We start from the raw sequence: 15526 nt of genomic DNA, 5'->3' as shown, positions 1-15526 counted from the left end.
AATGCTTATCTTTTAGTCTTTGAATTGCTATAGTCCTACAACATCACAGCCTGATGACGGCTTTATGACGATGTGTTCTTTCCTTTCCTAACGCTAACTGTGATCAGACTATGCTGACATCTGAAATCAAAATACTCGTGGTAGACGACTCCGGCGTCACCCGTGAAACACTGCAAAGCTACTTTGCAGAAGAAGGCTACAGCGTTGAAGGTGTTGATACCGCGGAAGCGGCCGAGCAGCGTTTAGCAAATGAGGCATTTGATCTGGTGCTGCTGGATATTCGCCTGCCCGGTAAAGATGGCCTAACGCTGACACGAGAGCTACGATCTCGTTCGGAGATTGGTATTATTTTGGTAACCGGCAAACAAGATGAAATTGACCGCATTATTGGTCTCGAATGCGGTGCGGATGAATACGTTTGCAAACCATTCAATCCACGTGAAATTCTTGCCCGAGGTAAAAACCTCATACGTCGTGTACGCGCTCAAAGAGACACAAGTAAGCCCACAGAAGAACCGGTCTTACGACCTCTGGGTCCATGGCATCTGGATACTTCCCGTAGAGTGCTTGTTCGTTCCGATCGCACAATCACGCAGTTAACCGAAGGAGAATTTCAGTTACTGCTGACTTTAATGGAGCATGAAGGCACGCCATTAAGTCGCGATCAATTAATGGATCGTATTAAAAACCGCACTTGGAATGCAACGGATCGAACGATTGATGTGTTGATCGGGCGTATTCGCCGCAAGCTTGCTGACGATCCAGAGTGCCCTCCGATGATCATTACCGTGCATGGTGTGGGTTATCTGTTTAGTGTCTCCGCGATTGAAGATGAGTCATGCGATCCTTAACTTTTGGGCTCGTGACACTGTTTTTCAGTGTATCGGCATGGGCAACAGAAGCCTTTTCTGAAGAGCCTCTTGCGTTAAATAATATAACCGTGCGCATCTGTGGCACGACTGCTTACCCTCCGGTTTCATGGGTAACGCCTGGCGGTCGTGTTGAAGGTGTAAATGCCATGATTGTCCACGCTCTCCTAAAACCGCTCGGTATTTCTGTGGATGATCAACAAGACAGCAACTGGCAACGTTGCTTGAAAGAGGTCGAGCTTGGCAATGTCGATATCATGACCGGTTTTAGGAACGAAGTACGTTCCGAATACATGGTGTTCTTAGAAGCTCCGATTGTTCGAGAAGACATCAACTTATTTTACCCAGCCTCTAAACCGTTGGTCTTTAACGATTGGGAAGGCTTATCTGGTAAGCGTGTCGGCGTGTTAATGGGGGATAGCTTTGGTGACCGGGTGGACAGTGCATTGGCAAAGTATCCGCGTTTGGAATGGGTATCGAGCCAACATCAAAACCTATTAAAGCTGGCCGATCACCGCTTAGATGCGGTGCCTATGGGGAAGTTGTCAGGGCAACTGTTGATTAATGCTTTTGGACTTACAGGGCAGATAGATTCTGTCGCAACGGATGTCAGTGATTACTGGTATGTCGCCATATCTAAGCGCTCGCCACTCATGCAATGGTTGCCAAGGCTCAATAGCGAATTGAAAGCGTTGCTAAGTGACCCTAAGCTGATTCCTTTATGGATGAAACAGCAACGTTTGATGTATTTACAAAGTACTGCAGAAGAGACTTCGGGTCAGGATATTCCATGACACCTTCATCCGTTTTAGCCAAAATATTAGGTTATAAGCAAGCTCACCCACTGGCTTATCGTATCTTTATTAAGCTGATTTCGTTGAGCTTGTTGTTAGCACTCGTTTCGACCAGTATTCAGGTCTACAACGAATATCGTCGAGAGCGAGTCGCTTTGCAGCAGCAAACGGATTTCATTACGTCATCGCATATAGAAGGTATTCGAAAGGGGCTATGGGATCTTGATCAAGAACAGTTGTTGCTGCAACTGAAAGGGATAATGAACTTTTCTAACGTCAATGCCGTGATGTTGCACTCTCAAGACTGGCAAGAGGACATTGTTGTTGGGGATGTTCCTGAAAAAGTATCGCAAACCTATGGTACGACCTTTGATATCTATTACGAGGACCGTGATGGTCAGCTCACTTCGCGGTTACTTGGAGAGCTGACGGTTTACCATGATATGGCGGCTATCCAGTCTCGTTTACTGCGATCGGCCGTTGAGATTGCATTGTTTCAAAGTGGTTTAGTATTAGTGAATGGTCTATTACTGCTGCTGATCGTGCATTTTATGGTGACACGGCACCTAGAATACATGTCACGTTATACCCGTTCTATTGGCGCGGGAAACCTCAAACAAACGTTGCGTCTGCCGCATAAAAAGAAAGCGGCTCAAGACGATGAGTTAGACGCAGTAGTGAATGCGTTAAACGATATGCGAGAAGCTATTTTAGAGGATATTAAGCAAAAAGACCGAATTGAAGCGGAGTTGCGTTACCACCGTGATCAGCTGCAAGAGCAGGTCCTACGCCGCACGCAACGATTACAGGATGCGAAGGAGGCGGCCGAGCAAGCGAATAAAGCAAAAAGCCAGTTTTTGGCGACCATGAGCCATGAAATTAAAACGCCTTTAAATGGTATTTTAGGCATGGTTGAGTTGTTGCAGCGCACCGATCAAGCCGCTGCAAACCAAGAAAAACTCGATGCTATTTATCAGTCTGGTGATGCGTTACTAGAGATTCTAAATGGCTTGCTGGACTATGCACGCTTAGAAGAAGGCATGTATTGCCCTGAAATGAGTGTTTTTTCGATTCAAGAGTTAGTGTCGTCAACCAGCTTGCTGTTTTCTGCCCAAGCAAAAGCACAAAACAGCCAGATTGCCGTCAACATCAGCGATGAATTAGCCAAGCAATATTATGGTGGAGCCGGAGCGTTACGTCAGATTTTGTCGAATCTTGTATCGAATGCCATTAAATTTACTGAAGCAGGTACCGTGACTATTACGGTGATGCCCGCTAACGACCCAGACCACAGCGATGGTGTGTTCTTTGAAGTAGAAGACACCGGCATTGGCATATCGGAAGACTATTTAACGCAGATTTTCGAGCGCTTTAGCCAAGCGGACGAGAGCATTACTCGACGCTTCGGTGGGACTGGATTAGGGCTGGCCATTACCGCTCAGTTGGTGAATGTGCTGCAGGGTGAGATCGGCGTTACCAGTGATGTTGGGCATGGCAGCCTGTTTTGGTTTTATGTACCTCTGGCTCCCATACCCGCAGAAACAAGGCATGCTCCGGCGCAGCTAGAGACGGTGCTGCCATCGTTGCCATCTATGTCGATTTTATTAGTGGAAGACACGCCGATAAATCAGGCCGTGACGATGGAGTTATTAAGGCAAGATGGGCACCGAGTGACGTTGGCTGAAAACGGCACTCAGGCTCTTGCTGCCATGGCCTCGGATCCGTTTGATCTGATTTTAATGGATATTCACCTGCCTAACATGAGCGGTTTAGAAATCGCACAACGCATTCGTTCCGAGTCTGGTGTAAATCAGCACACACCTGTCGTAGCCTTGACGGCCAATGTTCAACCCAGCAATGTGCAAAAGTGTCATGCAGCCGGTATTTGGGCGGTATTACCTAAGCCGTTTAAACAAGAATCGTTGCAGCAAATTATGCGTACTCAAACAGCCCCGTCGACTTCGCTTAAAGAAACACAAGGTGATTCTGAGTTAATTGATCCAGTTCTTCTACGGTCACACTTATCCGCTTTAGGTGAACAACGGCTGCGTAAGTTGTTAATCAGTTTAGAGCATGCCATGGCTGAAGGTTTGACAGATCTAAAGCAAATGCACGCTGAGCAAGATGATTACGAGGTAGCGGATATTGCGCACCGATTGGCCGGTGACGCGGATGCGGTTGGCGCACTACAGCTTGCTAATTTACTACGACAATTAGAAACAGCGGCCAATGTTGGCCAACTAAATGATTTTGAACACCTTGTTACGACGCTGCAACACAGTGTGAGAAATACACTAGCAGAGTTTGATGCCATATTGGCTTAATGTACTTTAGCTTCCAAACCTTAGACACGGAGTGACAATGTCAAACATGGATTCGACGGCAAAATCAGGCATGCTTTATGGGATTACCGCGTTTCTATTGTGGTCTATCGCTCCGTTGTATTTTAAAACCATTGACCACATACCCGCGTTGGATATTTTATCGCATCGGATCTTATGGTCGTTTGTGGTAGTCGTGATACTGATGACAGCGATGCGCAAATGGCGAGCGTTAAAGCAGGCTTTAAGCACAAAGGTATTGCTGGCGGTTGCATTGTCCTCGGTATTAATTGCCGTCAATTGGGGAACTTATATTTATGCCGTCAATAGCGAGCAACTGCTGAGTGCGAGCTTGGGTTATTACATCAACCCTTTAGTTAGCATTGTATTGGGGATGGTGTTTTTTAAGGATCGCCTTGATCGACCAAAACAGTGGGCAGCTTGGCTGTGCCTGTTAGCCGTGGTGTTTGAGGTTATTCAATTCGGACGCTTACCATGGATAGCTCTAACACTGGCGCTGAGCTTTGGTTTGTATGGATTAGTGCGAAAGAAAATCGCCTTGGATAGCTTTATGGGGATGACGTTAGAAACGGCTATTTTGATGCCTTACGCGCTGCCTCAGCTGTATTGGTTTGGTGCGGATGTTGGTTTTATGCAGAGCGGCCAGTGGGCGTCTAGTTTACTTCTAATGGCCGCAGGGCCAGTCACTATGGTGCCGCTAATGTGTTTTGCTGCGGCCGCAAACCGAATCAGTTTGGTGACCTTGGGCTTTTTTCAATACATTGGCCCCAGTGCCATGTTCTTGTTGGCCGTCTTTCTTTACGACGAACCGTTCTCCAGTGAGAAACTGGTGACTTTTGGGTTAATTTGGGCGGCTTTAGCCATGTTAATTGTTAGCTCGATTAAGCAACTGCGCAAACAGAAACAGGCGCTTTAGCAACACAGAAAATAGCCAACCCTTCGAGGGTTGGCTATTACGCTACGATTATTGAGAGGCTATTATGCAATCACATCTTCAGTCGTTTGCTGCTGTACGCCGATTAGGTAATCGCCGGTTGCATCTGGATTCGCATCCGATGCACCAATGAAGTAGGTGCCAGACTCTTCGGCAGTGAAGGACAGGATGCCATCTTCATTACCTTCTTCAAGGGCTAGTGCTAATTCACCGTCGTTGTCCATAACGGCTAGCTGGCCAGACTCTAGAGCATCGCTTTCCATGGAGATGTCGTAGGTCATGCCTGCTTCTAGAGAGGTGGCGAACCAGTCCTCATCGCCTGCGAAGTCTAGCGAGCTTTCAACTGTACTGCCGACATCCAGTAGGCTAGTTGTGAGAATGTCTGCAGATACGTCGTCTTCATCCAGTTCAGGAATCTCAATAGTATCTTGCTCGTCAGTGGTTAACGCTAATGTGTAGTCTCCGATAGCAGCGCTAGAGAGATCACTAGCATCTAGGAAGTAGGTACCTGCTTCTTCTGCTGTGAAACTAATGTCTACATCATCACCTGTAATACTGAAATTATTTTCAACCGTTTGGCCTTCTGCATCACGTAGCACTAGAGCAGGGATTTCAACATTCTCAGAAGAGAATGTCATAGTGTAGTCTGTGCCTGCTTCAAGATTCATTGAGTACCAATCTGAATCACCTGCTTGTTCGAATGTTCCTTGTACTTCTGTGTTGGCAACAATGGCACCCGCTGTTGTGGTATCTGCTGTAAAATCATCTACAACCGTGTCATCGGGCGTTTCGTCAACAGGATCGGTTTCAGAGCCATCTTGTGGGTCTTCTGTCTCATCGACGGGGTCGGTTTCAGAGCCGTCTTGTGGGTCTTCTGTTTCATCGACGGGATCGGTTTCAGAGCCATCTTGTGGGTCTTCTGTCTCTTCGACGGGGTCGGTTTCAGAGCCATCTTGTGGGTCTTCTGTCTCATCGACGGGGTCGGTTTCAGAGCCGTCTTGTGGGTCTTCTGTCTCATCGACGGGATCGGTTTCAGAGCCATCTTGTGGGTCTTCTGTCTCATCGACGGGGTCGGTTTCAGAGCCGTCTTGTGGGTCTTCTGTTTCATCGACTGGGTCGGTTTCAGAGCCGTCTTGTGGGTCTTCTGTCTCATCGACTGGATCGGTTTCATCTGACGAGGTAACACTGATGTTGTAGTTGCCAGAAGCATCGTCTTCTAAGTCAGATAAATCCAAGTAGAAAACGCCTGACTGTGGCGCCGTAAAACTGAATGACGTATTGGTTTCATCGTCTTCTTGAGCATCGCTTGAAATACGCTCGCCATCACTGTTGCGTAACACTAAATAAGGTGAAGAAAGTTCGTCGCTTGTAACAGTGAAAGAGTAGTTTTCGCCTTCTTCTAATTCAATAGAGTACAGGTCGTTTTCCATTTCCGTATCAATGCTGGCATCCAGTGCCGTGTTCAGCTCTAGCGCTGTCGCATTGCTACCATAATTGTCTTGTGTGGTTTCTTCTTGCTGCTCAAATAGCGCCTCAAGACCGTTTTGTGCAAAGTAACGCACGATTTGACCTGGTGGTAAGCTGTCAAGAACTTGGGCAACGTAATCTGATGTAAGGTTCTGCTGATTCAGGTTGTTGAGCAAATATTCTGGTGTGCTCATATTGCCTTTCGCTGTGTCTAGTGCATTGCCTTGATTTGAAAATTGCTTTGCTGATTTCATGAAGACCTCCGTCCTAAGTTTGGTTTCAAAGTGATAAGCGATGAAGATATTCGCTAACACGCCATTCAAGATAAGAGAATCGTTTCAAAGATGGTGTCAGGTGAATGTTAAGGTTCAGAAAAGCTTATTCTGGAAAACTTACGTATTGAAAGGGTCAGTGTAAATTCACTGGTAATCGGATCTAAGAATATAACTGTTTGAATTTTTTGATTATTTTTTTTTGCTTCTTGCGCGAAGTGTGGCCTAGACAAAACTAAGGTGATGGCAAGACCTTGGAAGACCTGCATGATAATCGTTGTTAACAACATAAAGAGATTAGAGGATGTTGCAAGCATTACGACTTTACAAGTGGTAATGCTTGATAGAATCTTGAAGGTCGGAAAATCACTAAGTGGCTTTCAGGAAAAGAACATTAACTTCATAGCCGCGATGCACGACATAAGACGGATTAGCCATTTAAAGTGTGCCGGTGTCACATGTTTTAAAAAGTGGTAGCCGATCAACGCACCGATTAACAAACCTGGTAGGGCATACGCACCGATGGTTAAGCTTTCTTGGGTTAGCAGTCCGAGACCTAGATACATCGGCAGCTTGATGACATCGATGATCAGAAAGGCCCAAGCACGAGTGCTGACGTAGCTGTCTTTGCTAAGCTTTTGCTCCATTAAGAATAAGCTGAATAAAGGTCCTGCGGCATTTGCAACCATCGTAACCAATCCACCTGCTAGCCCCATAAAATAGGCCGTTATGGGCTTTTGCATAAAGTTACTCGGCCGTGCATCCAAGTAAAGCCCTAAAAGTATCATTGAAATAATGATCACACCGAGGAGTGTGACAAACTGATCTGCGTTTAAGTCGGCGAGTAGGTAAGAACCGATAAGCAGCCCTATGAAAGCCAGCGGTAAAAAGCGTGCCAGTACCCGCCATGAGATATTCTTGCGGTAGCTGCAAGCCGCCATCACGTCAGTAATAATATATAAAGGCAATAAAGCCCCGAGTGCTTCAGGACCAGGAAAGGCAATCATGACGATCGGCAATATGATTAGCCCCATTCCCCCTACGGAAAACTTTGAAAAGCCGGTTACTATGCCAGCCATAAACATCACCACAAATGCGGTTGTCACGATAGTCCTCCTTGGTTATAAGTGTGTTGCTTGATGAGCGATAGAATAACGGCAATAATGAATTAAAAATAATTTCGTTTTTTGATTGTAATGAAAGGAAATTTTTATCATGAAGCTGGATCAACTCAGGGCTTTTATTGCGGTGGTTGAAATGGGCAGCTTTCGTGCTGCTGCCGAGGCGATTCATAAAACCCAGCCGAGTATCAGTGCTGCCGTCAAAGCCTTGGAAGGGCAGTATGGTATCCAGCTATTGGATCGTGATAGCTATCGTCCAACACTCACAGCAGAGGGCAAAGCCTTCTTTAAGCAGAGTAAAAAGCTGTTGCTACAAGTAAATCAATTAGAGCACCTGGGGCACCACTTAGCTCAAGGAACTGAACAGCAGCCGCTGCGCTTATGCATCAGTCAGATGAGTTTGACAGAACACATTGTTGGGCTGCTTAAGGCATTTGATGCCGAACATCCACACATTGCGGTTGAACTGACGACCGATCACTTAAACGGCGTACAAGAGCATCTGGTCAAAGAGAAATCCGACATTGCCATTGGTCCCAGCTATGGTCTTGATGATCGGCATATCTTTGTTGAGGTGGGCAAGTTGGAAATGACCTGCGTCGTGCATCCCGATCTGCTGCCTACACTGCAGGCTGGCTCACAAAAAGTGAAGCAACAAGCCTTGTATTCCTTACCGCAAATCTTAGCCAGTCGCTCAGCGGAAGAACAGGAGCATCGTTTTGTCTTACCAACGGGTCGACGCTGGCACGTGAACGATTTCCAAGTCAAGAAAACCTTGGTACAAGCGGGCATGGGCTGGGCACGTATGCCCCATTACATGATCAAGGACTCTCTAGAGGAAGGGCGCTTGGTACGCATGGATGTGGAAAACTTCAGCTCCCACAGCCAGTTTCCGCTGTTTATGGTTCGTCTTAGAAATCAGACCTTGAGTCCTGAGGCCAATGCGTTTTGGCGCTTTATCAAACGCTACTTAAAAACACCTACCTCAGACAACGGAGACTAAGCGGTTGCTTGGAAGCGTTGACTGATTTTAGCCGCTAAATGACTACCAAAAGCTGGATGTGGCACCGGTGCAACTGCCAATACAATGTCCACTGACGGCAACGGAGGTAGGCTGGTGTCACGGCTAATGGTTAATCCAGGAGACACGCTGGAGACCGCCATAGCGCTGATGCCAATGCCGCGGCGTAATAAGCTTTTAATCGCTGTGGCGCTCGACGAACTGGCGACTAAGGTATAGGGACGGCCTTGTTTTTCCATGCCGTCAATGGCCGCGCTGTGGAATTTGCAGTCCGGCTCATACAGGACTAAGGGCAAACTCTCGTTTTCCAAACTCTTCCCGCCATGCACCCAGACCCCTTTATCATGCTTCAGTAGGTAGCCTTCTTCCGCATGAGGGGCGCGCGTTAAAATCGCCACATCGACCTTACCTTGATCCAGCATAAGGCGTAACTGGGAGCTGCAATCGCAGATAATGGTTAAGGTTTGCTGGGGCAAATGCTCGCGCATTAAAGCGACCACATCCGGCAGCACGGATTCCGCATAATCATCTGGGCAACCTAATACCAGCGGTCGATGATGTACCGTGTGCTTAAAGTGGCTCATGGCTTCGTCGTGCAAGGAAAGAATTCGTCGAGCATAGCTCACCAGCTCTTGCCCTCGCTCCGTTAAGGCAACATTGCGTCCTTCCTTGGTAAACAGTGATTGCCCCGTGGCCTCTTCGAGCTTTTTCATCTGCATACTGATGGCACTTTGGGAACGATAGGTTTGTTTGGCAGCACGGGTAAAGCTCCCCGTATCGACAAAGGCTAGAAAGCTGCGCAACGCATCAATATCCATGGCACCATCCATTCATTAGCAAAACGAAAGTAATCCATTAAAACTATTCGTTAGTCATATAAATATCAAGGGCGCACAATGAAAGCACTTCTAACCACTCGCTAAGGAACTGCTTACATGAAACTGATCATTGCCAACAAAAACTACTCCTCTTGGTCACTGCGCGGCTGGCTGGCGCTAAAAGCCTTCGACGTGCCGTTTGAAGAAGTGAAGCTCACCCTGTTTACGGATGACTTTTACCAACAATTAGCACTTTATTCACCAGTCAAAAAAGTGCCTGTGTTGGTCGACGATGGCATTAATGTGTGGGATTCATTAGCGATTGCAGAATACATCAATGAAGCCTACTTGGCTGGCAAAGGTTGGCCTATCGATCGTGCGGCTCGTGCGGTAGCTCGTTCAACGGTGGCCGAAATGCATTGTGGTTACACAGCTTTGCGTAATGCCATGCCGATGAACTGTCGCGCCCGTCGTCGAGTCGATATCAATGACGCCATCGCTAAAGACATCGCCAACATTGATGCCATCTGGGGTGAGCAGCGTCTAGATTACGCCGAGCAGGGCGACTACTTATTCGACGAGTTCAGTATGGCTGACGCCTTCTTTGCGCCGGTAGTATTTCGTTTTATGACGTACGGCGTCGAGCTATCTGAGTCGGCCAAAGCGTATCAACAAACTATGCTCAACCACCCCGCGATGCAAGAATGGTTGGAAGACGCGCTAACTGAAACCGACATCATCGAAGAAGACGAAGCCGGCGAGCCGTTATAACGGATAGTCGCTCAGCCTTTAACCTGTTCATGTTAAGCTTCAAAAACGGTCTACTTTAAATGCATTTAATGACAGCAGCGTTGGCTCATGCTGTATTTTTTGCAGCAAAAGTTCTGCGGTGATAGCCGCTTGCGTGATGCCAAGGTGCTGATGCCCAAAAGCAAAACTTAAACGTGAAAATGTAGGGTGCTGGTCAATCACAGGCAGCGAGTCAGGTAAGGTCGGGCGGTGCCCCATCCACTCTGTGGGCGCCTCTTTGCCTTTGCTATACGCCTCGGGTAGAAGTGCTTTGGTGTGCTTATTGAGCACGGCATAGCGCTTCTTAATTGGAGCCAATGATGTACCTCCGATTTCACTCATGCCTACCACACGTAAACCAGAGTCTAACGGCGACATAACAAAGCGGCGATCTGCAGATAAGACCATGTGGTTTAGATGTTGTTGATTCTTCTCTGGGAAGGTTAATTGATAGCCGCGCTCTGCTTCCAGCGGCACAGTTATGCCCACTTGTTTTAGCAGTTCTGTACTCCAAGCGCCTGCGCACACCGTAACTTGGTCAAATGGATAGGCTTTTTGATCTTCAAGATAGATCTGAATGGCCTTATGGTGAGCCTCGAGTCCCATCACTTTTTGCTGGAAAAACTGACCGCCTCGTTCGATGAAGGTGTTATAAAGTGTTTGGCAAACGGCATAGGGATCACTTAAGCGATAAGCATCTGGGAAGAATACCGCATGACTTAATTGCTGTGATAACTCTGGCTCTAAATCAGCAAGACGTTGCCCTTCTACATATTCGCAGGTGAGGCCAAAAGTGGCCATTCGTTCAATCAAAGCGTGAGCGTCTGCTTTTTTTTCAGGGTTTTCCCATACGACTAAATTGCCTACTTTGATGATCTGATCGGTAGCATCGATATCCGTAAGAAGCCGTTGCCACGCGGAGACAGAAAGTTGGTTCAGTGCAGAGAGAGCCTGTGTGCCTTGTTGCGCATTGGCGGTATTCGACGCGGCAAGAAATTTTGCATACCAAGGAATCGAATTGCGTAGATATTTCCACGGTACACAGACAGGTCCATCAGGATCGAGGCATAGCTTAGGGGCACTTCGAACCGATTCGGGCGTTGCTAATGGGTCGATTAACTCTGTCGCGAGATAGCCTGCATTGCCATAAGAGGCTGCAGTCCCAGGCTCATTGCTGTCTAGTAAGGTGACGGCATAGCCTTGGCGAAGTGCTTCCAATGCGACACACAGTCCTACAACGCCAGCCCCCACGACCGCGAAACTGGGTTTACCGGTCGTGTTTGCAGGAATAATGCTGGAATCCAATAATGTGCGGTTCATGGGGCTCTCCTGATGGTGCGTCGATTAAGTCAGTCAATTAATTAAGAAGCGTTATAAGCCAATATAGCAGCAGCCAAATCTTCACGTGAGTCGCCAACAGATTTGAACAAGGTAATCGCCTTATCTGGATCCGCTAATTGCGCTCGGCCTTTATGTTCAGCCCCGCAAAGCTCTGTTAGTTCCGCACAAATATCGTCTTCTGAGAAGGCGCCTTCTTTGATAGGGATGATTAAGTCGCCTGTCTCGGCTAAAGCGCCGGCACGTGTATCAACAAAGACATTCGCTGCTTGCATGGCTTGGTTATCGACTTCACGCATGGTAGGCGTAAAGCTGCCAACGAGGTCTACGTGCGTACCTGGGCGTAACCAGCGCCCTTGAATAACCGGTTCTTTTGCCATCGTAGCACAGCTGATTAGGTCTACTTCGCCAGCAATGTGAGGTAAGTCGGCTTGCACGCAAGCATGCGCATCAATGCCTTGCGCGACAAGCTCTTTGGCAAACGCCCGCGCCATGTCTTCATTGCGATCCCAGATCCATACGGTTTCAATAGCACGCACACTCATATGAGCAGGCACTAAGAAATGTCCCATGCGTCCAGCCCCAACCATTAGCATGGAACGAGTGTTCGAGCGTGAGAGGTAAGATGATGCCAAGGCTGACGCCGCTGCGGTGCGTCGTGCGGTGATAATATTGCCATCCATTTGCGCTAAGGTTTCACCGGTTGTACCACTGCTTAACGTATATAAACTGGTGAGCCCTGGTAAACCTTTTGCATTGTTACCCGGAAACACACTGACTTGCTTAACGCCTAAATACTGACCTTCAATCCATGCGGGCATCAGTAGTAGAGTGGCTTGAGGCTCATCTGGAACATCCATAAAGTGATGGTGGCGTACTGGAGAGTGAACATCGGTGGTAAAAATAGTACGCAAAGCATCAATCATGGCTGGCCAAGTAAGGCGCTGGGTAAGGGTTTCGGCCGATAAGTACATTATGAATCCTTATTGCAGAGAGAGGAGATGGTCTACGCTTTATCCTAGACCTTGCCACACGTAAGAGTTAACCAAAACTCTGCTATAGTTGACCAAGGCTATCTATAACAACTGAGAGTTGCTATATAGAGACGGTTAGAGTGAAGGGTAGCTAAGGCCTTATGCAAGAGAACAAGCAAAGTAGCTTGCGTCGAAATAGGATCGCAACGCAGCAAGGTGAGCATATACATGACTATTCTCAGGTCTTGATTGGCTGGCAGGGAATCATGACGTGTGAACTCAGCTCCGCGGCTCTTGATTTATCTCGTGGCCGTTTTGCCATGGCGCCAGAAGTGCTTCCTCATTTGTACCAAGGTCATTCGTCAGACTGCGAGATATTGGTCATAGATCTGGTGCCGAGTGATCCAGTCATGCGCTACATTGAAGAAAGCGCTGGGGTGTCTGTTTCCGAACTTTTCCAGCAGTCGTCTCGTTTTGCTCAGTTACCTGCCACTGCTATGCCGTGCGTTGAGTTTGCAGCAACACAGTTACTGGGTCTTTCTGAAGTGGCAAAACAAAGGCTGTCGACGCAAATGTTGCCTATGTTGCTGATGCAGATAGCCGACGCAGTGATTGAGCAAGATGTGCTTTGGCATAAAATAAGCCATTCGCGGTTAGATATTGCGGAACTCCAACGTTTGATTGACCTGTCACCAGAGCAAAATTTTAGTAATGTATGGTTAGCTCAGTATTTTAATATGAGTGAAAGTCATTTCTACACGGTGTGTCAGTCTTTGCTGGGTATGAGCCCTCAAAAATACGTGTTGCAACGTAAATTGACCGAAGCGCAGCGTTTACTACAAACCACTAAAATTCCGGTTGCTATTCTGTCTGATCGCTTTGGCTTTTCTTGTCCATCGGCCTTTTCACGGGCTTATCGTAAGACGATGGGGCAATCGCCCGCACAAACTCGGCGCACTCGTTAGTTGCTTAGTGGGTCGACTAATTCGTTACTGGACTGAAAAAGAGCGATACATTGCTCACTTTGAGGAAGGGTTAAGGTATTTCTGTAGTAACACTGGATTGTATTAAAATGAGCCCGTAAAGTGTAAAGAAATTCATTTAAGGAAGTGCCTCATGAGCGCAAATATTCAGAAGTTTTTTGCAAAATTCTTAGCCACACTGTTCTTCCTGCTCGCCATTTTAGTCTGTGGTAGCAGCCTTATGACTGGGTTCACTCAATTCATGGATGGAGAGGACATGACGCAGATCTTAATTAAAGTCATTAACTCTAACATTATCGCAATTGCAGTATTTGAGTTGGCCATGGTTATTAATAAAGAGTACGGCAATAAAAATGAACACGATGTAATCGTCATGATGCGGCGTACATTACCTCGATTTATTACGACGGTTTGTGTGGCTCTGTCTTTAGAAGGCTTGATTATGGTGATTAAGTACAGCCAAGCTGATATGGCAGGTAATCTATATTACCCTGTTGCCATTGTCATTAGTGCGGCATTTTTGTTGGTAGCACTCGGCTTGTTTTTGCACTTTGTACCGCAAGATCCGGAAAATCATATTGATGATGACGAGCACTAGATCAGACCTTTCTTATTCGAATTGATTATTAAATAAACATGTTTGACGGCCGATACCCTTAGCTTAAACACTCAGGGAGGCCGTCATATGGCAGAGAGTCAGTTATCCTTTCAATCGCGTTACGCGCATCAAACTTCAACGTTTAGTGGCCAACGGCGTACTCGAATCGAGCAAGAGCCGGATACCAATGCAAACGCTCAACGCCCAGCCGCCTTTGCTCAGGCACAGTTTTCCGAACGAATTACCCGGCAGCAAGAGGTTGCCTTCAGTTCACAGGTACAACAAGAGCTGGAGGTCGAAGACGAAGCCACAAAAAGTATCAGCATTATTGAACAGCGGTTTTCGAAAATGCTGACATTGTTGGAGCGTATGTTTGGTGTTGAGATCAGCCTGTTTGATGAACGTGACTTTCAAAAGGCTTCAGAGGCGCAGCAATCCGTTGCGCAACCGCCAGAAAGTGCTCGTCAAAGCGATGAGGGAACGGGTGGACGCCGTCAAGTGATTGAAGCCATTCAAGAGTATCGCTATGTGACAGAAACGGAATCCAGCTCTGTGGCGATACAGGGCAAGCTAGAACTGAACGATGGACGCAAATTGGATGTTGATTTTCGACTGGACATGTCACGTTCAAAGGTGGAGGAATATTACGGCCAAATAACGTTATCAAGTCGTACAGTCGATCCATTAGTAGTGAATTTAAACGGTAACGTGGCACAGTTGACCAATCAGCGTACGTCGTTTGACATTGATGGCGACGGCGAAGAAGAGCAGATAGCGTTCGCGACCGGTGATTCTGCTTTTCTTGCCGTGGATAAAAACGGCAATGGCCGCATTGATGACGGTAACGAACTGTTTGGTCCGCGCTCAGGTAGCGGCTTTGCAGACTTAGCCAAGTATGACGATAACCAAGATGGCTTGATCGACGAGTTGGATGATATTTGGCAAGAGTTAGTGCTGGTGCAGCGCGACGAATCGGGTAATGAGTCGCTGCTTTCCTTAAAAGATGTTGGTATCAGCGCCTTTGTATTAGAACGCACCAGTTCGCTGTTTAGCTTGTTTGACGAGCAAGGAGAGCAAACCGGTGTTGTTCGCGAAACTGGTTTATATGTGCGGGATGATGGCTCGATAGATAGTCTGCAGCACGTGGATTTAGTGGTTTAATGATCAATTGATCAGATCGAAGATGGCAGGGCATAGAATATTTGC

Annotated in this window: 14 protein-coding genes; 9 read left to right on the top strand and 5 right to left on the bottom strand. The window is 47.2% G+C overall.

What is annotated here, in order from left to right; translation table 11 throughout:
• The first annotated feature begins 110 nt into the window (after window positions 1–110).
• From ACPUEK_RS01665 to rarD, 4 genes are read left to right on the top strand one after another with little or no spacing between them, the layout of a single operon-like run.
• Window positions 111–851 (top strand): response regulator, encoded by a 741-nt coding sequence (locus ACPUEK_RS01665; RefSeq protein ID WP_425642086.1) that lies wholly within the window; start codon window positions 111–113, stop codon window positions 849–851.
• A complete protein-coding gene (locus tag ACPUEK_RS01660) occupies window positions 839–1663 on the top strand; it encodes a substrate-binding periplasmic protein (RefSeq protein WP_425642085.1) in 825 nt (274 codons plus the stop codon). Before ACPUEK_RS01665 ends, ACPUEK_RS01660 begins: the two co-directional genes overlap by 13 nt.
• The gene (locus ACPUEK_RS01655) at window positions 1660–3987 is read left to right on the top strand and encodes an ATP-binding protein (protein WP_425642084.1); all 2328 of its coding nucleotides are present in this window, start codon (window positions 1660–1662) and stop codon (window positions 3985–3987) included. The genes ACPUEK_RS01660 and ACPUEK_RS01655 overlap by 4 nt, the downstream gene beginning before the upstream one ends.
• Before the next feature lie 37 nt (window positions 3988–4024).
• Window positions 4025–4921: an EamA family transporter RarD gene (gene rarD, locus ACPUEK_RS01650; RefSeq protein WP_425642083.1), complete on the top strand. Its 897-nt coding sequence runs from the start codon at window positions 4025–4027 to the stop codon at window positions 4919–4921.
• A gap of 62 nt (window positions 4922–4983) precedes the next feature.
• On the opposite strand, the gene ACPUEK_RS01645 is transcribed toward rarD, so the two are convergent.
• Both ACPUEK_RS01645 and ACPUEK_RS01640 read right to left on the bottom strand, forming a co-directional pair.
• Complete coding sequence (locus tag ACPUEK_RS01645; RefSeq protein WP_425642082.1) at window positions 4984–6660, bottom strand: pre-peptidase C-terminal domain-containing protein; 1677 nt, start codon at window positions 6658–6660, stop codon at window positions 4984–4986.
• 398 nt (window positions 6661–7058) lie between these two features.
• The gene (locus ACPUEK_RS01640; RefSeq protein ID WP_082866087.1) at window positions 7059–7784 is read right to left on the bottom strand and encodes a sulfite exporter TauE/SafE family protein; all 726 of its coding nucleotides are present in this window, start codon (window positions 7782–7784) and stop codon (window positions 7059–7061) included.
• Window positions 7785–7893: 109 nt separating this feature from the next.
• Between ACPUEK_RS01640 and ACPUEK_RS01635 the strand changes: the two genes are divergently transcribed.
• On the top strand, window positions 7894–8802 hold the full coding sequence (locus ACPUEK_RS01635; RefSeq protein ID WP_067215911.1) for a LysR family transcriptional regulator: 909 nt from the start codon (window positions 7894–7896) through the stop codon (window positions 8800–8802).
• On the opposite strand, the gene ACPUEK_RS01630 is transcribed toward ACPUEK_RS01635, so the two are convergent.
• The gene (locus ACPUEK_RS01630; protein ID WP_425642080.1) at window positions 8799–9638 is read right to left on the bottom strand and encodes a LysR family transcriptional regulator; all 840 of its coding nucleotides are present in this window, start codon (window positions 9636–9638) and stop codon (window positions 8799–8801) included. The two genes, ACPUEK_RS01635 and ACPUEK_RS01630, sit on opposite strands and share 4 nt — an antisense overlap.
• Before the next feature lie 117 nt (window positions 9639–9755).
• Here ACPUEK_RS01630 and ACPUEK_RS01625 point away from each other — a divergent pair, with 117 nt between their 5' ends.
• Window positions 9756–10409: a glutathione S-transferase family protein gene (locus ACPUEK_RS01625; RefSeq protein ID WP_425642079.1), complete on the top strand. Its 654-nt coding sequence runs from the start codon at window positions 9756–9758 to the stop codon at window positions 10407–10409.
• A 39-nt stretch (window positions 10410–10448) separates the two neighbouring features.
• Here ACPUEK_RS01625 and ACPUEK_RS01620 read toward each other — a convergent pair whose 3' ends face one another.
• Window positions 10449–11747, bottom strand: coding sequence for an NAD(P)/FAD-dependent oxidoreductase (locus tag ACPUEK_RS01620; protein ID WP_425642078.1), 1299 nt, complete (start codon window positions 11745–11747; stop codon window positions 10449–10451).
• Between the two features lie 41 nt (window positions 11748–11788).
• Window positions 11789–12739 (bottom strand): ornithine cyclodeaminase family protein, encoded by a 951-nt coding sequence (locus tag ACPUEK_RS01615; RefSeq protein WP_425642077.1) that lies wholly within the window; start codon window positions 12737–12739, stop codon window positions 11789–11791.
• Between the two features lie 161 nt (window positions 12740–12900).
• On the opposite strand from ACPUEK_RS01615, the gene ACPUEK_RS01610 reads away from it, so the two are divergent.
• The 3 genes from ACPUEK_RS01610 (at window position 12901) to ACPUEK_RS01600 (ending at window position 15481) form a co-directional block, all read left to right on the top strand.
• Window positions 12901–13704 (top strand): AraC family transcriptional regulator, encoded by an 804-nt coding sequence (locus ACPUEK_RS01610; RefSeq protein ID WP_425642076.1) that lies wholly within the window; start codon window positions 12901–12903, stop codon window positions 13702–13704.
• Window positions 13705–13855: 151 nt separating this feature from the next.
• Window positions 13856–14320, top strand: coding sequence for a hypothetical protein (locus ACPUEK_RS01605; protein ID WP_425642074.1), 465 nt, complete (start codon window positions 13856–13858; stop codon window positions 14318–14320).
• An 87-nt stretch (window positions 14321–14407) separates the two neighbouring features.
• Entirely contained in the window at window positions 14408–15481 is a 1074-nt protein-coding gene (locus tag ACPUEK_RS01600; RefSeq protein ID WP_425642073.1) for a hypothetical protein, read from the top strand.
• Window positions 15482–15526 lie beyond the last annotated feature (45 nt).

The sequence above is a fragment of the Marinomonas gallaica genome, assembly GCF_049821165.1.
GTDB lineage: Bacteria > Pseudomonadota > Gammaproteobacteria > Pseudomonadales > Marinomonadaceae > Marinomonas > Marinomonas gallaica.
The sequence above is the reverse complement of the archived record's forward strand: the minus strand, read 5'-3'. Positions and strand labels throughout refer to the sequence as shown.